We start from the raw sequence: 16849 nt of genomic DNA on the forward strand, positions 1-16849 counted from the left end.
TTATGAGCGAGTTGAGTGTCAATCATCTGTTAGGTATCAAGTACATAAACGAGGCAGATATTGATCTTATTTTTAAAACGGCAGATCACTTTAAGGAAGTGATTAATCGCCCTATTAAAAAGGTGCCATCACTGCGTGATATTACTATTGCAAATCTCTTTTTTGAAAATAGTACACGTACAAAATTGTCTTTTGAGCTTGCAGAAAAACGTTTAAGTGCAGACGTAATTAACTTTTCGGCAGCAGCATCATCTGTAAAGAAAGGAGAAACGCTTATCGATACAGTAAATAACATTCTATCCATGAAGGTTGATATGGTTGTCATGAGACACCCTAATCCTGGAGCTGGCGTATTTTTATCAAAACATATTAAGGCAAGTATTGTAAATGCTGGAGATGGTGCACATGAACATCCTACACAAGCATTACTAGATAGTTATTCTATAAGAGAACGTCTAGGTGATGTTGCCGGTAAAAATGTGGTGATCGTAGGTGATATTTTACACAGTCGTGTTGCACTTTCAAATATATATGCACTAAAATTACAAGGGGCAAACGTAAAAGTTTGTGGTCCAAAAACACTCTTACCTAAATACATAGAATCACTAGGAGTAGAAGTAGAGCTAGACTTGCGTAAAGCACTTGAGTGGTGCGATGTAGCAAATATGCTCCGTGTGCAAAATGAGCGAATGGATATTAGTTATTTCCCGAGCACAAGAGAATACACACAGCAATACGGAGTAAATAAGAAGTTACTAGATTCTCTAGATAAGCAAATTGTAATTATGCACCCAGGTCCCATAAACCGTGGTGTGGAGATTACCAGTGATGTAGCAGACTCAGAACATGCAATCATCTTAGATCAAGTGCAAAACGGAGTAGCAGTAAGGATGGCAGTAATGTATCTACTTGCATCAAAAATTAAACAATAATGACGGTTACAGAAAGACCTACCTATACCATACTTACAGATGACCGCACAGACGTGCGTGATTTTGCATTATACCTAGAAAATATAGTGCCAGAACATTATGATCAAAAGAATCTAGTCATAGATCTTCTCAAGTATGATAAACTCACTCTCGAGGATCTTGTACAATTCTTAAAACTCTCAAACTACCAGCGTGCAGATAAGAAATCATTTGTATTTGTAAATACAGGGATAAATTATGATGCTGTACCAGATGAGATGATTGTGGTTCCTACGATTGAGGAAGCTGGAGACGTTATTGAAATGGAAGAAATAGAGCGCGATCTCGGATTTTAAAATTTTATATGTCTAGCAATCTACATCTTACAATTTTAGGTTGTTATGCGGCAGCTCCCAGCTCTTTTAAAAATCCTACCTCACAGGTTTTAGATATACGCAATCATTTATTTCTCATAGACTGTGGAGAAGGTACACAAGTTGCACTACGCCGTAATAAGATTAAATTTTCTCGTATAAAGCATATATTTATATCGCATTTGCACGGAGATCATTTTTTTGGACTCATGGGAGTCATTACTACGTTTAGTCTTCTTAAGAGAACCGCACCACTTACCATTTATGGACCTAAGGGTCTTAAAGAAATTATACTTTTACAACTCAAAATCACGCAAGGATTTACTAGTTATCCGCTACGCTTTGTAGAGATTACTAGCAAAGAACCTACGGTTATTTATGAGGATGATGAGGTGACGGTAAGTACAATACCACTTAAACATCGGATTTACACTAATGGTTTTTACTTTCAAGAAAAGCTAGGTGAACGTAAGCTTGATATAAATGCGTGCCTCAATCTTGAAATTGATAAAGCCTATTATTCAAAAATTAAGCAAGGAGGCGATATTACCTTAGACGATGGAAGGCTTATCCCTAATGATAAGCTTACCTTTGACCCGGCTAAGCCTAAGAGTTATGCATATTGTAGTGATACTGCTTACAAAGAGGCAATAGCTACACAGATTAAAGGAGCTACCGTGTTATATCATGAAGCAACTTTTTTAGAAAGTCACGCACATCTGTGTAAGCCTACGGGTCACAGTACTGCGGCACAAGCAGCACAGATAGCCGCAAAGGCAGAGGTAGAAAGCTTGGTATTAGGTCATTACTCCATAAGGTATGGAGATTTGAATCTATTTGCAGAAGAAGCTAGACCTCATTTTGAGAATGTCTTATTAGGAGACGATGGTAAAGAATTTACATTTTAAAGCGTTATGATGGAAGAAGAAATTAAGAAAATAGCAAAACCAGTGCTGGCTAAGTTGCAAGAGCATTTTGATATTTTGATACCGCGTAACCTATTTCTAGTAAGCCCAGATACGCAGCTTAAGAAGATTAATACCATTTATGGATCTACTTCTGTAAAAGGAAATATCAGTATTACTTTTAAGTTATTTATGCTGGAAGATCAATATATCTGTGAGTATTTTTTACAAGCAGATGGATTTACAGAGCATCGTCGTTATAATATTTACACAGATCGTGTGGAGATGTTAGAAAACTTTGAAGGTCAGTTTGCCGCATCAGGAGTAGATGATGAGGATATGGATTATGAGGAGTTCACACGTATTAGAAAGCATAATGATAAGGTGAGAAAACTTTTGATTAAAAAAAGATTCATGAGGAAGTAGAAGTACGCTTTCACGAAAGCGTGCATCTCAAAATCTTTATCTTTTAAAGCGCATATTTTGGGTCATTTTTAGGAATTCTGAACTAATTCTGACTTTTATCTTCACCACGGTCTTCGTACATTTACTGCAATGAACAGAGACTTACACGACTACAGAAAATCATACGAGAAAGGCGAGTTGCTATTAGAAAACTCGGCTTTAAACCCTATGGACCAATTTAAAACTTGGTTTAAAGAAGTGGAAGACGCCGGAGGCGTTGCCGAACCGAATGCGATGACTGTTGCCACTTTAGGAACAGACGGTTTTCCAAAATCAAGAATTGTTCTTCTCAAAGAACTAGATGCAGATGGGTTTGTTTTTTATACAAATTATACAAGCGAGAAAGGGGAGAGTATAGCTCACCACGATAAGGTGGGAATTTCTTTTTTCTGGCCTAATCTAGAACGTCAAGTGATTATCAAAGGTGATATAGAAAAAGTAAGTACAGAGCGCTCTGATACTTATTTTAATGCTAGACCAAAAGATAGTCAGCTAGGTGCTTGGGTTTCTGACCAAAGTAGTGTGATTGGAGGAAGAGAAGTTCTGGAAGATAAGATGAAGGCACTCAAAGTAACTTACGAAGGAAAAGATATACCACGTCCAGCACACTGGGGTGGTTATATTGTAAAGCCCGTATCTATAGAGTTCTGGCAAGGAAGACCGAGCCGTTTACATGATAGAATACGCTACAGACTAGAAAACGACCAGTGGATTAAAGAAAGATTAGCCTCGTAATATGAAAACACTCTACCTCGTAAGACACGCAAAATCAAGTTGGAAATTTGATGTTATAGATCATGAGCGACCGCTCAATGAAAGAGGCTTAAATGACGCACCCGCGATGGCAGACCATATTGCGTCAACAATGCCTAAGCCAGATCTTATGATGAGTAGTGATGCTTTAAGAGCAAAAACAACTGCTGTATACTTTGCAAAAGCATATGGTATCGATGATAGAGAAATACAGTTAGACTATAAAATGTATGACTTTGCGGGAGCAGATCTCGTTGAGGTGATACGTAATGTGAGTGATGAAGTTAATTGTTTAATGGTTTTTGGGCATAATAATGCAATGACTAATGTGGTCAATACTTATGGAAATGAAACTATAGATAATGTCTCTACAGCTGCGTTTACAGCAATAACTTTTGATATTGATAGTTGGAAAAATCTCAAACAAGGAAAGACGATTTATTACAAAGCTCCTAAAGAATTATAATAATGACGCAAACAGACGAAAACAGATATATAAACCGTGAGTTAAGTTGGTTACAATTTAACGCTAGGGTATTGCAAGAAGCTGCTGATGAAAATGTACCACTTATTGAGCGTTTTCGTTTTTTAGGTATTTTTTCAAATAACCTAGACGAGTTCTTTAGAGTACGATATGCTACGGTGCGTAGAATTGTAGATGCTGGTAAAACAGGAAGAAAGGCCTTAGGAGTTTATTCTGCCGAAGAGTTACTTGAAAAAATCACTGAGATTGTAATAGAACAGCAAACAGAAAGCCTCAAGATTCTTGAGGATATTTATAAAAAGCTAGAGAAAGAAAACATTTACATGCTCACCGAAGATGAAATTACACTTCCGGAGCATAAAACATTTATTAAAGACTTCTTTACAGATCAAGTATCTCTCGCTGTAGAAACTATTATCCTACGTGAAGATGTAGAGCTGCCACGTATTCAAGATCTTGACGCCTATTTAATGGTAAAGATGGTGCTTTCAGATACAAAGAAGCCGTTATATGCACTTTTGGAGATTCCAAGTACGATAGATCGTTTTGTAGTGTTGCCGCAAGTAGATGGTAAGGATTACATCATGATGCTAGATGATTTGATTAGGTATAATCTTGATACCATTTTTAGCATTTTTGATTATGACAGTATTACTGCTCATATGATTAAAATAACACGTGACGCAGAGCTAGATATTGAGTCTGATTTAGGTAAGAGCTTTTTAGAAAAACTCACTCGAAGCGTAAAAGGAAGAGAAGATGGGGAACCTGTGCGCTTTGTTTTTGATAAAACAATTGAGCAAGAAACGCTACAGTTTCTACTTAGTAAATTAGGTATAGAGCGTATAGATAGTATCATTCCTGGTGGTAGATATCACAACAGGAAAGATTATATGAACTTCCCGACCTTTGGTAGGAAAGAGCTCTACTACCCAAGTGTCAAGCCATTACCTATTGCGGGAATAAGCCTAGAAGATAACCTACTAGCTAAGGTCGCAAAGAAAGACTTCTTGCAATACACACCTTACCAGAGCTTCTCTTATACTATCAAATTTTTAAGAGAAGCAGCACTAGATCCTAAAGTGAGATCTATAAAAATTACTATCTATAGACTTGCAAAATTATCAAGTATCGCAAGTGCACTTATTAACGCAGCCCAAAATGGAAAAGAAGTAACGGTACAAATAGAGCTGCGAGCACGTTTTGACGAAGAGTCGAACATGCGCTATGCAAAGAAAATGCAAAACGAAGGTGTACGTCTCATCTTTGGTGTGCCTGGTTTAAAAGTTCATAGTAAAGTCTGTGTGATTGATAGAGAGGAAGAGGGTAAGATAGTACGTTATGGTTTTATAAGTACAGGAAATTTTAACCACTCTACGGCCCGTATTTATACAGATTACACACTCTTTACAGCAAACAAGGAAATATTAAAGGATTTAAGCAAGCTCTTCAATTTCTTTGACACCAATTATATAGTAAATAAATATAAGCATCTCGTAGTAGCACCACACTACTCAAGAAATAAGATGTATAGGCTTATTCAAGAACAAATAGAGGTTGTAAAAAATGGTGGAAACGGTTTAATACGATTAAAGCTCAATAGTATCTCTAATTATGAAATCATTGATAAGCTTTACGAGGCGAGTAACGCTGGTGTAAAGATAGAAATGATTGTACGTGGTGTATGTTGTTTGATTCCTGGGGTACCAGGAATGAGTGAGAACATTAAAATTATTAGTGTCATCGATAAATTCCTTGAACATACTAGAGTCTACATCTTTGGAGAGCCAGGATGGGAGAAGGTATTCATTTCTTCATCAGACTGGATGAGCCGTAACCTTGATAATAGGGTAGAAGTTACAGTCCCTATTTACGATGAGGATGTCAAGAAAGAAATAATAGAGACACATGAGATTGCGTGGAGTGATAACGTAAAAGCACGTGTACTCAACAAAGAGATGGATAACAGATACAAAAAAGACGATAAGCCAGCGATAAGATCACAATTTGCTACGTATGACTATTATGTAAATAAACTCTCTCAATTATAGTGCTTACCATAAAAAAATATGCCGCAATAGACATAGGTTCTAATGCAGTACGTCTACTCATCGCAAACATCATTGAGCAGGAAGATGGTCCTACGCTATTTAGAAAAAACGCGTTAGTTCGTGTGCCTATTAGGCTTGGAGAAGACGTTTTTATTAACGGGGAGATTTCTGCAAAGAACCAAGAGCGCATGGAGGATGCCATGAAAGCTTTTAGGTTACTTATGAATGCTCATCAAGTGCTAGAATATAGAGCTTGTGCTACGAGTGCGATGAGAGATGCTCGCAATGGTTTTGCTTTCGCGAAAGCGTTAAAGAAAAAAACGAATATTACCATAGATATCATAGACGGCGAGGAAGAGGCAAAAATTATAGCTGCCACAGATCTTAATAGCTTTATAAAAGAAGACCGAACCTATATTTATGTAGATGTAGGAGGAGGAAGTACAGAGATAACCATCTATTATATGGGTAGCATGATTGCATCTAGATCGTTTAAAATAGGAACTGTACGCTTATTAAATGATCTCGTATCTCAAGAAGATTGGGAAATTATGCAGAAATGGATTGCTTTAAAATGCGAAAACTATGATCATATTGACCTAATAGGATCTGGAGGAAATATAAACAAGGTGTTTAAGTTAAGTGCAAAAAAGCCAGGGAAAACTTTATCATACCTCTTCCTTACTCAATTATATAAAGAACTAAAAACTTTAAGCTATGAAGAGCGAATTGTAAAGCTGTCTCTCAACCCAGACCGTGCAGATGTAATAATTCCAGCATTGCATATTTATTTACAAGCAATGAAATCATCAAAAGCAAAACAGATAATCGTTCCAAAAATTGGACTTGCAGATGGTATTATCAAGAGTTTGTATCATGCTAACAATTCATAATGAGGATTTTAAATTTAATGTATATTTGCTTGTAAAACGTAGAACGACAAAACTTTAGCTTATGAAAAAATCATTATTTTTTATTACGGGATTGTTTCTTTTATCTTTTTCTTGCATCAATGCGCAAGTTACTTCTGGATTCAAAGCAGGTTTAAATATTGCTGATGTAAATGGATTATCCTTCAATAATGATGGCAGCGCTTCGGCAGATAGAATTGAAAACCAACTTGACGGTAAGCGCACAAGTTATTTTGTAGGTTTTTTAGTAGATATTCCTATCTCAGAGAAATTAAGTTTTATGCCAGAATTTATCTTCTCACAACAAGGAAAGAATTTAGAAAGTTTTCGCTTAGATTACTTAAACCTTCCTTTAGGATTGAAACTTAATTTAAGTAATCTGTATATTAATGCTGGACCACAGGTAGGTGTAAAAGTATGGGATCCTAATAAGTCTGGAATATTTTCAAATTTTGAGGCCTCAGCATTTGGAGGTTTAGGTTACATCTTTGATTCTAACATTTTTATCGAAGCAAGATATACTTATGGTCTCACAGATATCTTTCAAGATGATAATAATTTTACTTTTGATAATACTGGAAATATTAGATTTTCAGGTCTAGAAGGTAAAAATGCAGTGATTCAACTAGGAATAGGCTACAGACTTTAAGGCAAATCGTGTTCGTTATCGGTTGTAATTTGTTTTTTATAGTTTATTTACTGGGTTTTTATATTTTACTACAGAAAACTGATTTATACAATTTATCTTTATACCCTGAGATTCCCAACGTCATCTCTATTTACTAATGACGAATATTCTTTTAATTATGAAAAAAATAGTACTATCTATCATCTTTTTTGCATTTTTATGTAGCACACAGCTTTTTGCACAAGGCGTACGTTTTGGCTTTAAAGCAGGATTGAGTGTGAGTGAAATAAGCAATCTTGAGTACACTATCGTAAATACAGGTTTAGATGGTGACCCTGCTATTGCGCCATTCAATTCTATAGATGAAGGTCGCTACGGATTTGCAGTTGCATTTCTTGCAGAAATTCCAGTAACTAACAAATTAAGCTTTCAGCCAGAATTTGCTTTTGCATCACAAGGAAACAAGTATGAAGGTGTTCGTTATGATTTTCTACAAATTCCTTTAGGATTACGTCTTAACCTTAATAGACTTTTTCTTATTGCAGGACCACAAGCAGGGCTTAAGATTTCATTTTTTGAGCAATCAGAAAATTACAAATCATTTGACTTTTCTGCATTTGGTGGTCTAGGATATCACTTTAACGAGAGCATCTTTGTAGAAGCTCGCTTTACTAAAGGATTCTTAGAGGTTTTTGAAGACGATGCAGCGGTACGTTTACCATATACACCAGGAGAAGGAGATCCACAAGCAGATAATAATAGCCTTGTGAATGGAGATAACTTCCTTGTAAATGGATCAGGAACTAATCAATACATTACATTGAGTATAGGGTACCGTTTATAACCTACCTTATTATTTAATCAAAAAGCCCAGCTATATATAATAGCTGGGCTTTTTTGGTTTATAAGAAGAGGAAGTGTTACACTTCTCTTGTAACTATCATTCTAGTGATTATTAAAATAGGTATCATAATTGAGTATCCTATAAAAAAAGGAATTATATAATCTGCAAGTCCAACCACAAGAAAAAATGCAATTAATAATAATTGAAAACCTAGACCAAAAGTAGAAACTATTGTCATCAACCAGTTAGGTGTAATAGACCCTTTCTCTGCCTTAGGGTCCAGCTTATAAATAAGAGCGTCAAATGCGCCATACAACACTCTGTATGTTTTATATAAAAATGTAACAGTACTTTGCTGCTCTCCTGGCAACGCCTTAGGAATTCCTATTTCTATAACACGACTTGTGGTGTCGCCATAAAGCTTGCTACGTAGTATCACATAGTAGTAATTATATAATGTTCCTTGAAGTTGTATGCAAAGAAAGGCACACACCGTCCAGTATAAGTCAGTATTAGTTATATATCCAATGGTGTATAGTATTGCAGCATTTAGTAGAATATCAGATATTGAATCTAGATATCTTCCAGTGTAAGAAGGTGTTTTTTTAATTCTAGCAAGTTCGCCATCTGCTGCGTCAAGAATTGATTTTAGAATCAAGAAAAATGCAGCCAAAAAGTAATACCCCTTAATAATACAAATAATAGCAATAATGCCACTTACTACAAAAGAGTAGGTTACTTGTACAGGAGTTGTTGCTGTGTTTTTTAGGGAAAGTGCGATAAGGCGCGCAATGCTTCGGCCATAATCAGAAAGGTCAACAAATTTGTGTGCTTTGGGTAATTTTGACATAAATTTCTAGGTAGTAGCATTTTTAAAAACCTAGAAGGTGCATTTAAAACAGCAATTTATTTTATGTAAAGATAAGGTTTAAGTAGTTCTTTCTGCTTTCGCGAAAGCGTAAATCAGCCATTAATTTCTCGTTTTACGAAAGGATATATAGAAAGCATTAAGAAGAAAATGATGCTCACTACAACAGTTATAGATATAAAACCGAATACTACATTCAACCCAAAAAGAAGGGTGATGGTAGGTTGTATTACCCCGAATATTACGAGCAATACAATTAGTATAAATGCAACCGTTATAACTTTGGGAACTTTCCGTACAGACTGCGATGTAAGACTTAGTAATTGAGGAAGTACTTCTTCAGAAAGGTGCATTCCAAGTTTTGAAATAAGCTCTTCGCTGAATCCCATACCTCTGTATCTTATGGGGTCTAGCTGTGTTGCATACTTTAAAATCCTCTCTTGATGGCGTTCATACACGCGATGTATATCTAGTTCTTCTTTAAACTGGTTATATTTAAATCCAAAGTAATGGTTCCAGCCCATTCCTACCTTATGCTCTGTCCATTTTTTGAGCATGCGTACATCATATTCTTTAGGATTCATATAACCTTTTACACTGCTCTTACTAGGATCATTGAGAAGTAGTGATTTGGTTTCTAGGTATAGTATTTCTGTTTCTCCGTAGCGATCTTTTTCTTCTATATATTCTAATGCTAGTTTAGACCTTCCTTTGTAGAACTCTTTGACTAAAAAGTAATTGAGATTTGAAAATTCCTCGTCAATGTATTCTTTAAGCCCTGGTGTCCACACTGATGATCTTAAAAGAATATCTGCAATATCCCTAAAATAGTGAACTTGCTGTGTCAATTTTTGTATCTCTTGAGATAATGAATCTCCAGAAAACTTAAGACGGGCTGTTTTTGAAAGAATAAAACCAAGAACAACGACAACAAGAATAGAACTCAAAAATATTAGTAACAGAAGTATGTTTTTGAACTCAGGTAGGTGGTCATTTGTAAAAAATAACTCTAAACTTATCATCATAGTAATGCCTCCGAAAACGCTCATAAGCGCCGGGATAAAGGGTACAACCGTCTTGACAAAATTGCGCAATTTTATCTAATCTTTTGATTAATAATAGGTTGGGCCTTTATCTCTTGTGGAGACGCAGGAAGCAAATAAACCATTAATATTTGAATTTACAAAATCTGCTTTTTGTTCTAGTTTTTTGAGTTTAAATGCCAGTAATTATTCATTAATAAAAGCGACGCTGTGACAAGCAACTATAGCTGCTGTCTCTGTGCGTAAACGACTCTTACCAAGAGACACAGGAATAATACCTTGTTTAAGAGCAAGTTCAATTTCGGCAGGAGAAAAATCTCCTTCTGGACCTATGAGTATAGTGTATGATTTGTTTGGCTTGAGATAGTCTTTAAGGGACTCTTTTTTAAGATCTTCACAGTGTGCAATAAATATATCTTCATGATTTTGATGCCCCACAAAATCAGAAAAGGAGGTGAGAGCATTCATTTTAGGGAGATGATAATGTAGTGATTGCTTCATAGCGCTTTGGATAATCTTCATGAAACGCTCTTCTTTTATAACCTTGCGTTCGCTATGATCACAAAGTAGTGGTGTAATTTCTGTAATACCTATTTCTGTAGCTTTCTCTAAGAACCACTCAAAGCGGTCATTAAGTTTTGTAGGTGCAACAGCTAGATGAAGTTTATAATTTCTAGGCTCTTGATAACTATAACTTTCTATTTGCAATCTACACTTGTTAGGATTTTCTTCTGCCACGATTGCATTAAAAAGATATCCGTGGCCATTAGTGAGGTGAATGGCATCACCAGTTTTTTTACGTAAAACACGTATTACGTGCTTACTTTCATCTTTAGGTAGGGTATAGGTGTCGCTATCTATTGTTAATGTCTCACTATAAAATAACTGCATTCTTATATTTTTAATCGTGATTGAGCACTAATACCAAGGTCTTGATACGCGTTTTTATCAGATAGCTCATTATATTTTAAATAACCCACAATTCCTATCATTGCTGCGTTATCTGTGGTGTATTGAAATTTAGGTAAATAGGTAGTCCATCCATATTTTGACTCAGTTGCTTTTAGAGCAGCCCGTATTCCACTATTTGCTGAAACACCACCACCTATTGCAATTTGAGTAATCCCTGTTTCTTTTACAGCTTTTTTAATTTTATCCATCAAAATATTGACAATAGTATATTGAATTGATGCACAAACATCATCGCGACGATTATCTATAAAGCTGGGATCTGCTAGCTGTTGCTTTTGTACAAAATACATAATTTGCGTTTTGAGACCACTAAAACTGAAGTCTAGTCCGCCTACTTTAGGTTTTGTAAAAGGAAAGGCTTTAGGGTCTCCGTTTTGTGCATATTTATCAATTAATGGTCCTCCAGGATAGGGTAAGCCTAATATTTTTGCACTTTTATCAAAAGCTTCCCCTACGGCGTCGTCTATAGTTTGCCCTATAACCTCCATGGTGAAGTAATCATCTACACGAACAATCTGTGTGTGACCTCCGGAGATAGTAACTCCTAGAAAGGGAAATGTAGGTTTACTATAGCCTTCTTCATCAATAAAATGAGCTAGAATGTGTGCTTGCATATGATTAACATCAATAAGGGGTATATCTAAACCCAAAGCAAATGATTTAGCAAAAGAGGTACCCACAAGTAAAGATCCTAATAAGCCTGGACCACTTGTAAAAGCTATAGCGCTTAGCTGATTTTTATCGATATTTGCTTTGCGTAAAGCAGCTGTTACAACGGGAACAATATTTTGTTGATGTGCACGTGAAGCAAGCTCTGGAACTACCCCTCCATATTCTTGATGAATGTCTTGGTTTGCAACAACATTTGAGAGTACCTTGTCGTTGTGTAAAACAGCAGCAGCAGTGTCATCACAAGATGATTCTATTGCAAGAATATAAGTAGAAGTAATCGTATTATTCATAAGGCACGTATGTTGCAGTAAGTGTACAAAGTTAAAACAATAAGCCCTATCAAGAAATTTAAAAAAATAGCACTTCGCACACTTCTAGTGTTATTCTTGCTTTTTGGGCTCATTCTATTGTTGTTTTCTCTTCCCAGCGTTCAAACTCGAATTGCCAAGAGTGTTACGGAGCGCATAAATAATACCTACGGTACGAGCATACAAGTAGAACGTGTAGGTCTCAAATGGAATGGAGATGTTCTTGTGAAAGGAACATTAATTAAAGATCATAAGCAGGATACTATGATCTACGTGAGAGAGCTTGCTACAAGTCTTTATAGTGTCCAGAAGGTGCTAGACAATAATATGGAACTAGGCGATATTACACTTGAAGGTGTAAACTTTTACCTCACAAAGTATAAAGGTGAAGCCTCAGATAACTTAACGCTATTCTCACGCCAGTTTGCGACAAATGCTCCTAAATCTGGAAAGGCTTTTATTATGTCTTCAGATAATGTGGCAATTTCTGAAGGTCGATTTATGTATGTAAATGGAGATTTAGAAAACTCGTTAGTACTCGATTATCAAGACCTTTCAACTAACTGGGAAGATTTTCATCTCAATAGCAGCTCTGTAGATGCTCATATTGAGTCACTATCATTTGATGCTATAAGAGGCTACCAGATAAGATCGCTAGATGGAACTTTTCACTATGATCCAGATTTAATAACGCTCAAAGATTTTTCACTTACAACAGACTTTTCTGCTATTGAGGGTGATATCAAGTTAGATACCTCAGATGGAGCGCTAGATGATTTTAATACGCTAGTGGAGTTGGATGCCGCTTTCGCGAAAGCAAAAATATCTACTAACGATATACGTCCATTCTATAGAGAGATTGCGCCAGACATTGATTTAGATATATCTGGGAATGTAACTGGGTACCTTAATGACTTTAGAGTGCCAAATCTTAGAGTAACAGGATTAGGGAATTCTGTAATAGAAGGTGATGTTTATTTTGACGGAGTAGTGAGCGGTGATGATTTTAGAATATCTGGAAATTATAATAAGATTGAAACCAATTATTTTGATCTAAAAAGATTGTTGCCAGACGTACTTTCTTCGTTACCACCAGAAATGTCAAAATTAGGTCAAGTATCTTTCCGAGGTGCTAACGCAGTAACGCTTTCTACAGTTGTAGCTGAAGGTGATATCGCCACAAACTTAGGTGATATCTCACTAAATCTTTTATTGAAGGGATTGAGAGATGCAGATAATGCAGGCTATGAGGGTAATGTAAAGTTCGATAACTTTAACTTAGGTAAACTGCTAGATGATAAACGACTGGGGAAGACCACCTTTGATATGGATGTTGAGGGAAAAGGATTTATACAAGAAACCATAAATACAAAGCTCTCTGGAAGTATAAAAAGTATGGGGTATAATAACTATGTCTATAAAAATATTACGGTCTTTGGAAATCTTAAAGCGCCAGTTTTTGATGGAGAGTTATTGCTTGATGATCCTAATGCAAAAGCAAAACTTAACGGATTAATAGATATCTCAAAAGAGTTTAATAGCTACGATCTAGAAGCTCAAATTGACTACGCAGATCTTAAAATGCTCAATTTTATCAATGATAGCATTTCCATCCTTAAGGGTAATGTTATTATAGACATGAAGGGTACAAACATAGAAGACGTCTATGGTAGAATTTCTTTTGCAGATGCTAGTTATCAAAATAAGAATAATACCTACAGCTTTAAAGATTTTGAAATCACCGCAAAGTTTGACGCAAAAAAAGTGCGTACCATTGATATTAACTCCACAGAGATTATAAGTGGTGAGGTTCGAGGTATTTTTAAGTTTAATGAAGTGGTACCATTATTTAAAAATGCTATTGGGAGTTTATACACAAACTATCAGCCAGAAATTCTTACACAAGATCAGTTTATGGATTTTGAGTTTACCATCTTTAATAAGATAGTAGCCATATTTGTTCCCGAGTTAGATTTTGAGCCAGAAACAATCATACGAGGTAGTGTGGTGGCAAATGATTCTGAATTCAAACTCACCTTCAAGTCACCAAAGATAGATGCCTTTGGTTACATGGCAGAAGCAATTGAGGTCCGTGTAGATAATAAGAACCCTTTATTTAATACTTACGTAGCTGCAGATAGTATAAATGCAGGTTTCTATGCAGTATCAGATTTTAATCTCATTAATGTTACTCTAAAGGATACATTATTCATGAGGTCAGAATTTAAAGGTGGTAAGCGCAACGATGATTCCTTTGATCTCTCTTTATATCACACCATTAACGCAGAAGGAAACTCTGTATTAGGGTTTAAAAAATCAAAAATCATTTTTAAAGAGAATCCTTGGTTTATTAATGAAGAGAATGATAGAAAGAACAGTGTAGTCTTTGATAATAACTTTAAAGATATTGACATTAATACATTAGTGCTGAGCCACAATGATGAACGTATTGATCTTAAAGGGCAACTTAGGGATAGTACTTATAAGGATGTCAAAGCCAATTTTAAAAATGTTGATCTTGCCAAGGTAACACCAGATCTTGACAGTCTTGATTTAGGAGGACGTATCAATGGTAAACTCGATATCTTACAAAAGAACGGTGCTTATTTGCCAAATACGTCTCTTGCCATTAAAGACTTTTCGGTAAACGGGACTAATCTTGGTCAGCTGGACTTAAATGTTACTGGTAATGCTACACTTTCAAAATATAGTATAAAATCTAAGTTAGAGCGCGATGGTCTCCGTTCTTTAACAGCAGATGGAAGTATAGATGCTTCGGGAAAAGTGCCTTATATTGATATGGATGTAGGACTCAGTGATTTAGATTTAAGCCCCTTTAACCCGATGGGTAAAGGAGTTATAGATCAAATAAGAGGACTAGCAAGCGGAGAGGCAAAAGTAGTAGGTGATTACAGAAATCCTGACATCAATGGGAATCTCACGCTAGAGAATGCGGGAATTGCCATTCCTTATTTAAATGTTAACTACGACTTCAAAGGCACTTCAAATGTTACATTAAATAAACAACAGTTCATTTTTGATGCAATACAGTTGGAGGATGTTAAGTATAAAACGCTAGGTGCACTTAACGGTTCTATAAGTCATAAGTCTTTTAGTGATTGGAAACTTGATCTTGGCATTTCGGCTACAAGAATTGCAGTGCTGGATACCGAAGAAGATCTAGAATCTCTCTATTATGGTACAGCATTTTTAGAAGGTGAAGCGTTTATCAAAGGGCCTACAGATAACTTGGTTATTGATGTTTTTGGAGAAACTGCGAGAGGAACTACTTTTAAGATTCCGATAGATGACTCTGAGGCACTAGGAGACAACTCTTATATTAAATTCTTAAGTCCAGAAGAAAAAGAAGCGCGCATTAATGGCGTACAAGTAATTACAGAGGCTGTAAAAGGACTTTCTGTAAACTTTGATCTAGATATTGATCCAGATGCAGAAGTGGAGGTGGTGGTCGATAAAGCAAACGGAAGTACGCTAAGAGGTAGAGGAGTGGGAACACTATTGATACAGCTAGATACTAACGGCAAGTTTATAATGAACGGGGATTTTATTGCTACCGAAGGTGTCTTTAACTTTAGATATGGTGGCTTTATTACAAAGGATTTTATATTACAACAAGATGCAAACATACGTTGGGATGGCGATCCTGCAAAAGCACTTCTAGATGTAAGCGCAATCTATAGAACGCAAGCAAATCCAGGAACGTTACTGCAAACTTCTACGGTAAATAGAAAGATTCCTGTAAACGTAGTTATCAATTTAGATGGTGAGCTACTCAAGCCAGATATTACTTTTGATATAGAATTTCCTGGAGCAGGTAGTACGGTGGTTTCAGAATTAGAGTTTTTACTTCAAGATAGAAATGCTAAGGAGCTTAATGCGATATCCCTAGTATCTCAAGGAGCCTTTTTAAGTTCGGCAGATATTAATACGGCTTCGGCTGCGGTAAATAACTTACTTGAGACTACATCATCTATTCTATCTGGAATTCTCTTTAATGATGACGACAGTATTTTTGACGTAGGTATAGATCTTGTACAAGCAGATCGTGACCCTACTCTCGATGTACAGTCTGCCGGTAGAGTGGGAGTGACGCTCTCCACACAAATTACAAACCGTGTACTTATTAATGGTAAGGTTGGAGTGCCTACGGGTGGAGTGAGTGAGAGCGTGATTGTAGGGGATGTAGAAATAGATTTTCTCTTGAACGAAGATGGGACACTGCGCGCCAAAGTTTTCAACCGCCAGACAGATATTCAATTTATAGGCGAGACAGAAGGATATACGCAAGGAGTGGGATTATCGTATGCGGTAGATTTCAATACCTTCAAAGAATTGCTTCGTAAAATCTTTAAGGGCAAAATAAAAGAAGCTGTTGAGCAAGCCAAAGGTGAAAAGGACGTGCCTAAAAAAATAGCTCCAGATGGAGTACAGTTTAATCGCTAATTAGACTTTTTTTACGCTTTCGCGAAAGCGTATTTCTAATATTTCCCTTCTATTTTCTTCATTTTTTCTCCCAAATTCTTAGAATCTGAAAAAACTTTTCAAACGAAAACGTTTGAAATTGACAATCCCGCAAAATACCCTCTAATTCCTTGATATTTCTAGGGTAAGTTTCCTAAATTTAATTTTTATTGGCTTT

15 protein-coding genes are annotated in these 16849 nt (G+C 36.1%); 11 read left to right on the forward strand and 4 right to left on the reverse strand.

Annotation, left to right across the window (positions count from 1 at the left end):
• Positions 1-2 precede the first annotated feature (2 nt).
• From JM84_RS08940 to JM84_RS08985, 10 genes are all read left to right on the forward strand, one after another.
• Complete coding sequence (locus JM84_RS08940; RefSeq protein ID WP_013752344.1) at positions 3-932, forward strand: aspartate carbamoyltransferase catalytic subunit; 930 nt, start codon at positions 3-5, stop codon at positions 930-932.
• Positions 932-1267 carry a ribonuclease Z gene (locus JM84_RS08945; RefSeq protein ID WP_144783805.1) on the forward strand — a complete coding sequence of 112 codons (336 nt, stop codon included), beginning with the start codon at positions 932-934 and terminating at the stop codon, positions 1265-1267. Before JM84_RS08940 ends, JM84_RS08945 begins: the two co-directional genes overlap by 1 nt.
• A gap of 8 nt (positions 1268-1275) precedes the next feature.
• On the forward strand, positions 1276-2193 hold the full coding sequence (locus tag JM84_RS08950) for a ribonuclease Z (RefSeq protein ID WP_144783807.1): 918 nt from the start codon (positions 1276-1278) through the stop codon (positions 2191-2193).
• A 6-nt stretch (positions 2194-2199) separates the two neighbouring features.
• On the forward strand, positions 2200-2616 hold the full coding sequence (locus tag JM84_RS08955; protein ID WP_013752341.1) for a hypothetical protein: 417 nt from the start codon (positions 2200-2202) through the stop codon (positions 2614-2616).
• A 129-nt stretch (positions 2617-2745) separates the two neighbouring features.
• A complete protein-coding gene (pdxH, locus tag JM84_RS08960) occupies positions 2746-3390 on the forward strand; it encodes a pyridoxamine 5'-phosphate oxidase (protein WP_144783809.1) in 645 nt (214 codons plus the stop codon).
• A 1-nt stretch (position 3391) separates the two neighbouring features.
• Positions 3392-3874, forward strand: a complete 483-nt coding sequence (locus JM84_RS08965) for a SixA phosphatase family protein (RefSeq protein WP_013752339.1) — start codon at positions 3392-3394, stop codon at positions 3872-3874.
• 2 nt (positions 3875-3876) lie between these two features.
• Positions 3877-5943, forward strand: a complete 2067-nt coding sequence (ppk1, locus tag JM84_RS08970; RefSeq protein ID WP_013752338.1) for a polyphosphate kinase 1 — start codon at positions 3877-3879, stop codon at positions 5941-5943.
• Entirely contained in the window at positions 5943-6836 is an 894-nt protein-coding gene (locus JM84_RS08975) for a Ppx/GppA phosphatase family protein (protein WP_013752337.1), read from the forward strand. Before ppk1 ends, JM84_RS08975 begins: the two co-directional genes overlap by 1 nt.
• A 61-nt stretch (positions 6837-6897) precedes the next feature.
• Positions 6898-7503 carry a porin family protein gene (locus JM84_RS08980; RefSeq protein ID WP_144783810.1) on the forward strand — a complete coding sequence of 202 codons (606 nt, stop codon included), beginning with the start codon at positions 6898-6900 and terminating at the stop codon, positions 7501-7503.
• A gap of 157 nt (positions 7504-7660) precedes the next feature.
• Positions 7661-8326 (forward strand): outer membrane beta-barrel protein, encoded by a 666-nt coding sequence (locus JM84_RS08985; RefSeq protein WP_041295728.1) that lies wholly within the window; start codon positions 7661-7663, stop codon positions 8324-8326.
• A gap of 76 nt (positions 8327-8402) precedes the next feature.
• On the opposite strand, the gene JM84_RS08990 is transcribed toward JM84_RS08985, so the two are convergent.
• From JM84_RS08990 to tsaD, 4 genes are all read right to left on the reverse strand, one after another.
• Positions 8403-9176, reverse strand: a complete 774-nt coding sequence (locus JM84_RS08990; RefSeq protein ID WP_144783812.1) for a CDP-alcohol phosphatidyltransferase family protein — start codon at positions 9174-9176, stop codon at positions 8403-8405.
• A gap of 113 nt (positions 9177-9289) precedes the next feature.
• Positions 9290-10243: a hypothetical protein gene (locus JM84_RS08995; RefSeq protein ID WP_041295727.1), complete on the reverse strand. Its 954-nt coding sequence runs from the start codon at positions 10241-10243 to the stop codon at positions 9290-9292.
• Positions 10244-10423: 180 nt separating this feature from the next.
• On the reverse strand, positions 10424-11128 hold the full coding sequence (locus tag JM84_RS09000; RefSeq protein ID WP_144783815.1) for a 16S rRNA (uracil(1498)-N(3))-methyltransferase: 705 nt from the start codon (positions 11126-11128) through the stop codon (positions 10424-10426).
• A 2-nt stretch (positions 11129-11130) separates the two neighbouring features.
• Positions 11131-12171: a tRNA (adenosine(37)-N6)-threonylcarbamoyltransferase complex transferase subunit TsaD gene (gene tsaD / locus JM84_RS09005; protein ID WP_144783817.1), complete on the reverse strand. Its 1041-nt coding sequence runs from the start codon at positions 12169-12171 to the stop codon at positions 11131-11133.
• 21 nt (positions 12172-12192) lie between these two features.
• Between tsaD and JM84_RS09010 the strand changes: the two genes are divergently transcribed.
• Positions 12193-16653 (forward strand): translocation/assembly module TamB, encoded by a 4461-nt coding sequence (locus tag JM84_RS09010; RefSeq protein ID WP_144783818.1) that lies wholly within the window; start codon positions 12193-12195, stop codon positions 16651-16653.
• Positions 16654-16849: the final 196 nt, after the last annotated feature.

Origin of the sequence: Dokdonia sp. Hel_I_63 (assembly GCF_007827285.1) — a bacterium.
GTDB lineage: Bacteria > Bacteroidota > Bacteroidia > Flavobacteriales > Flavobacteriaceae > Dokdonia.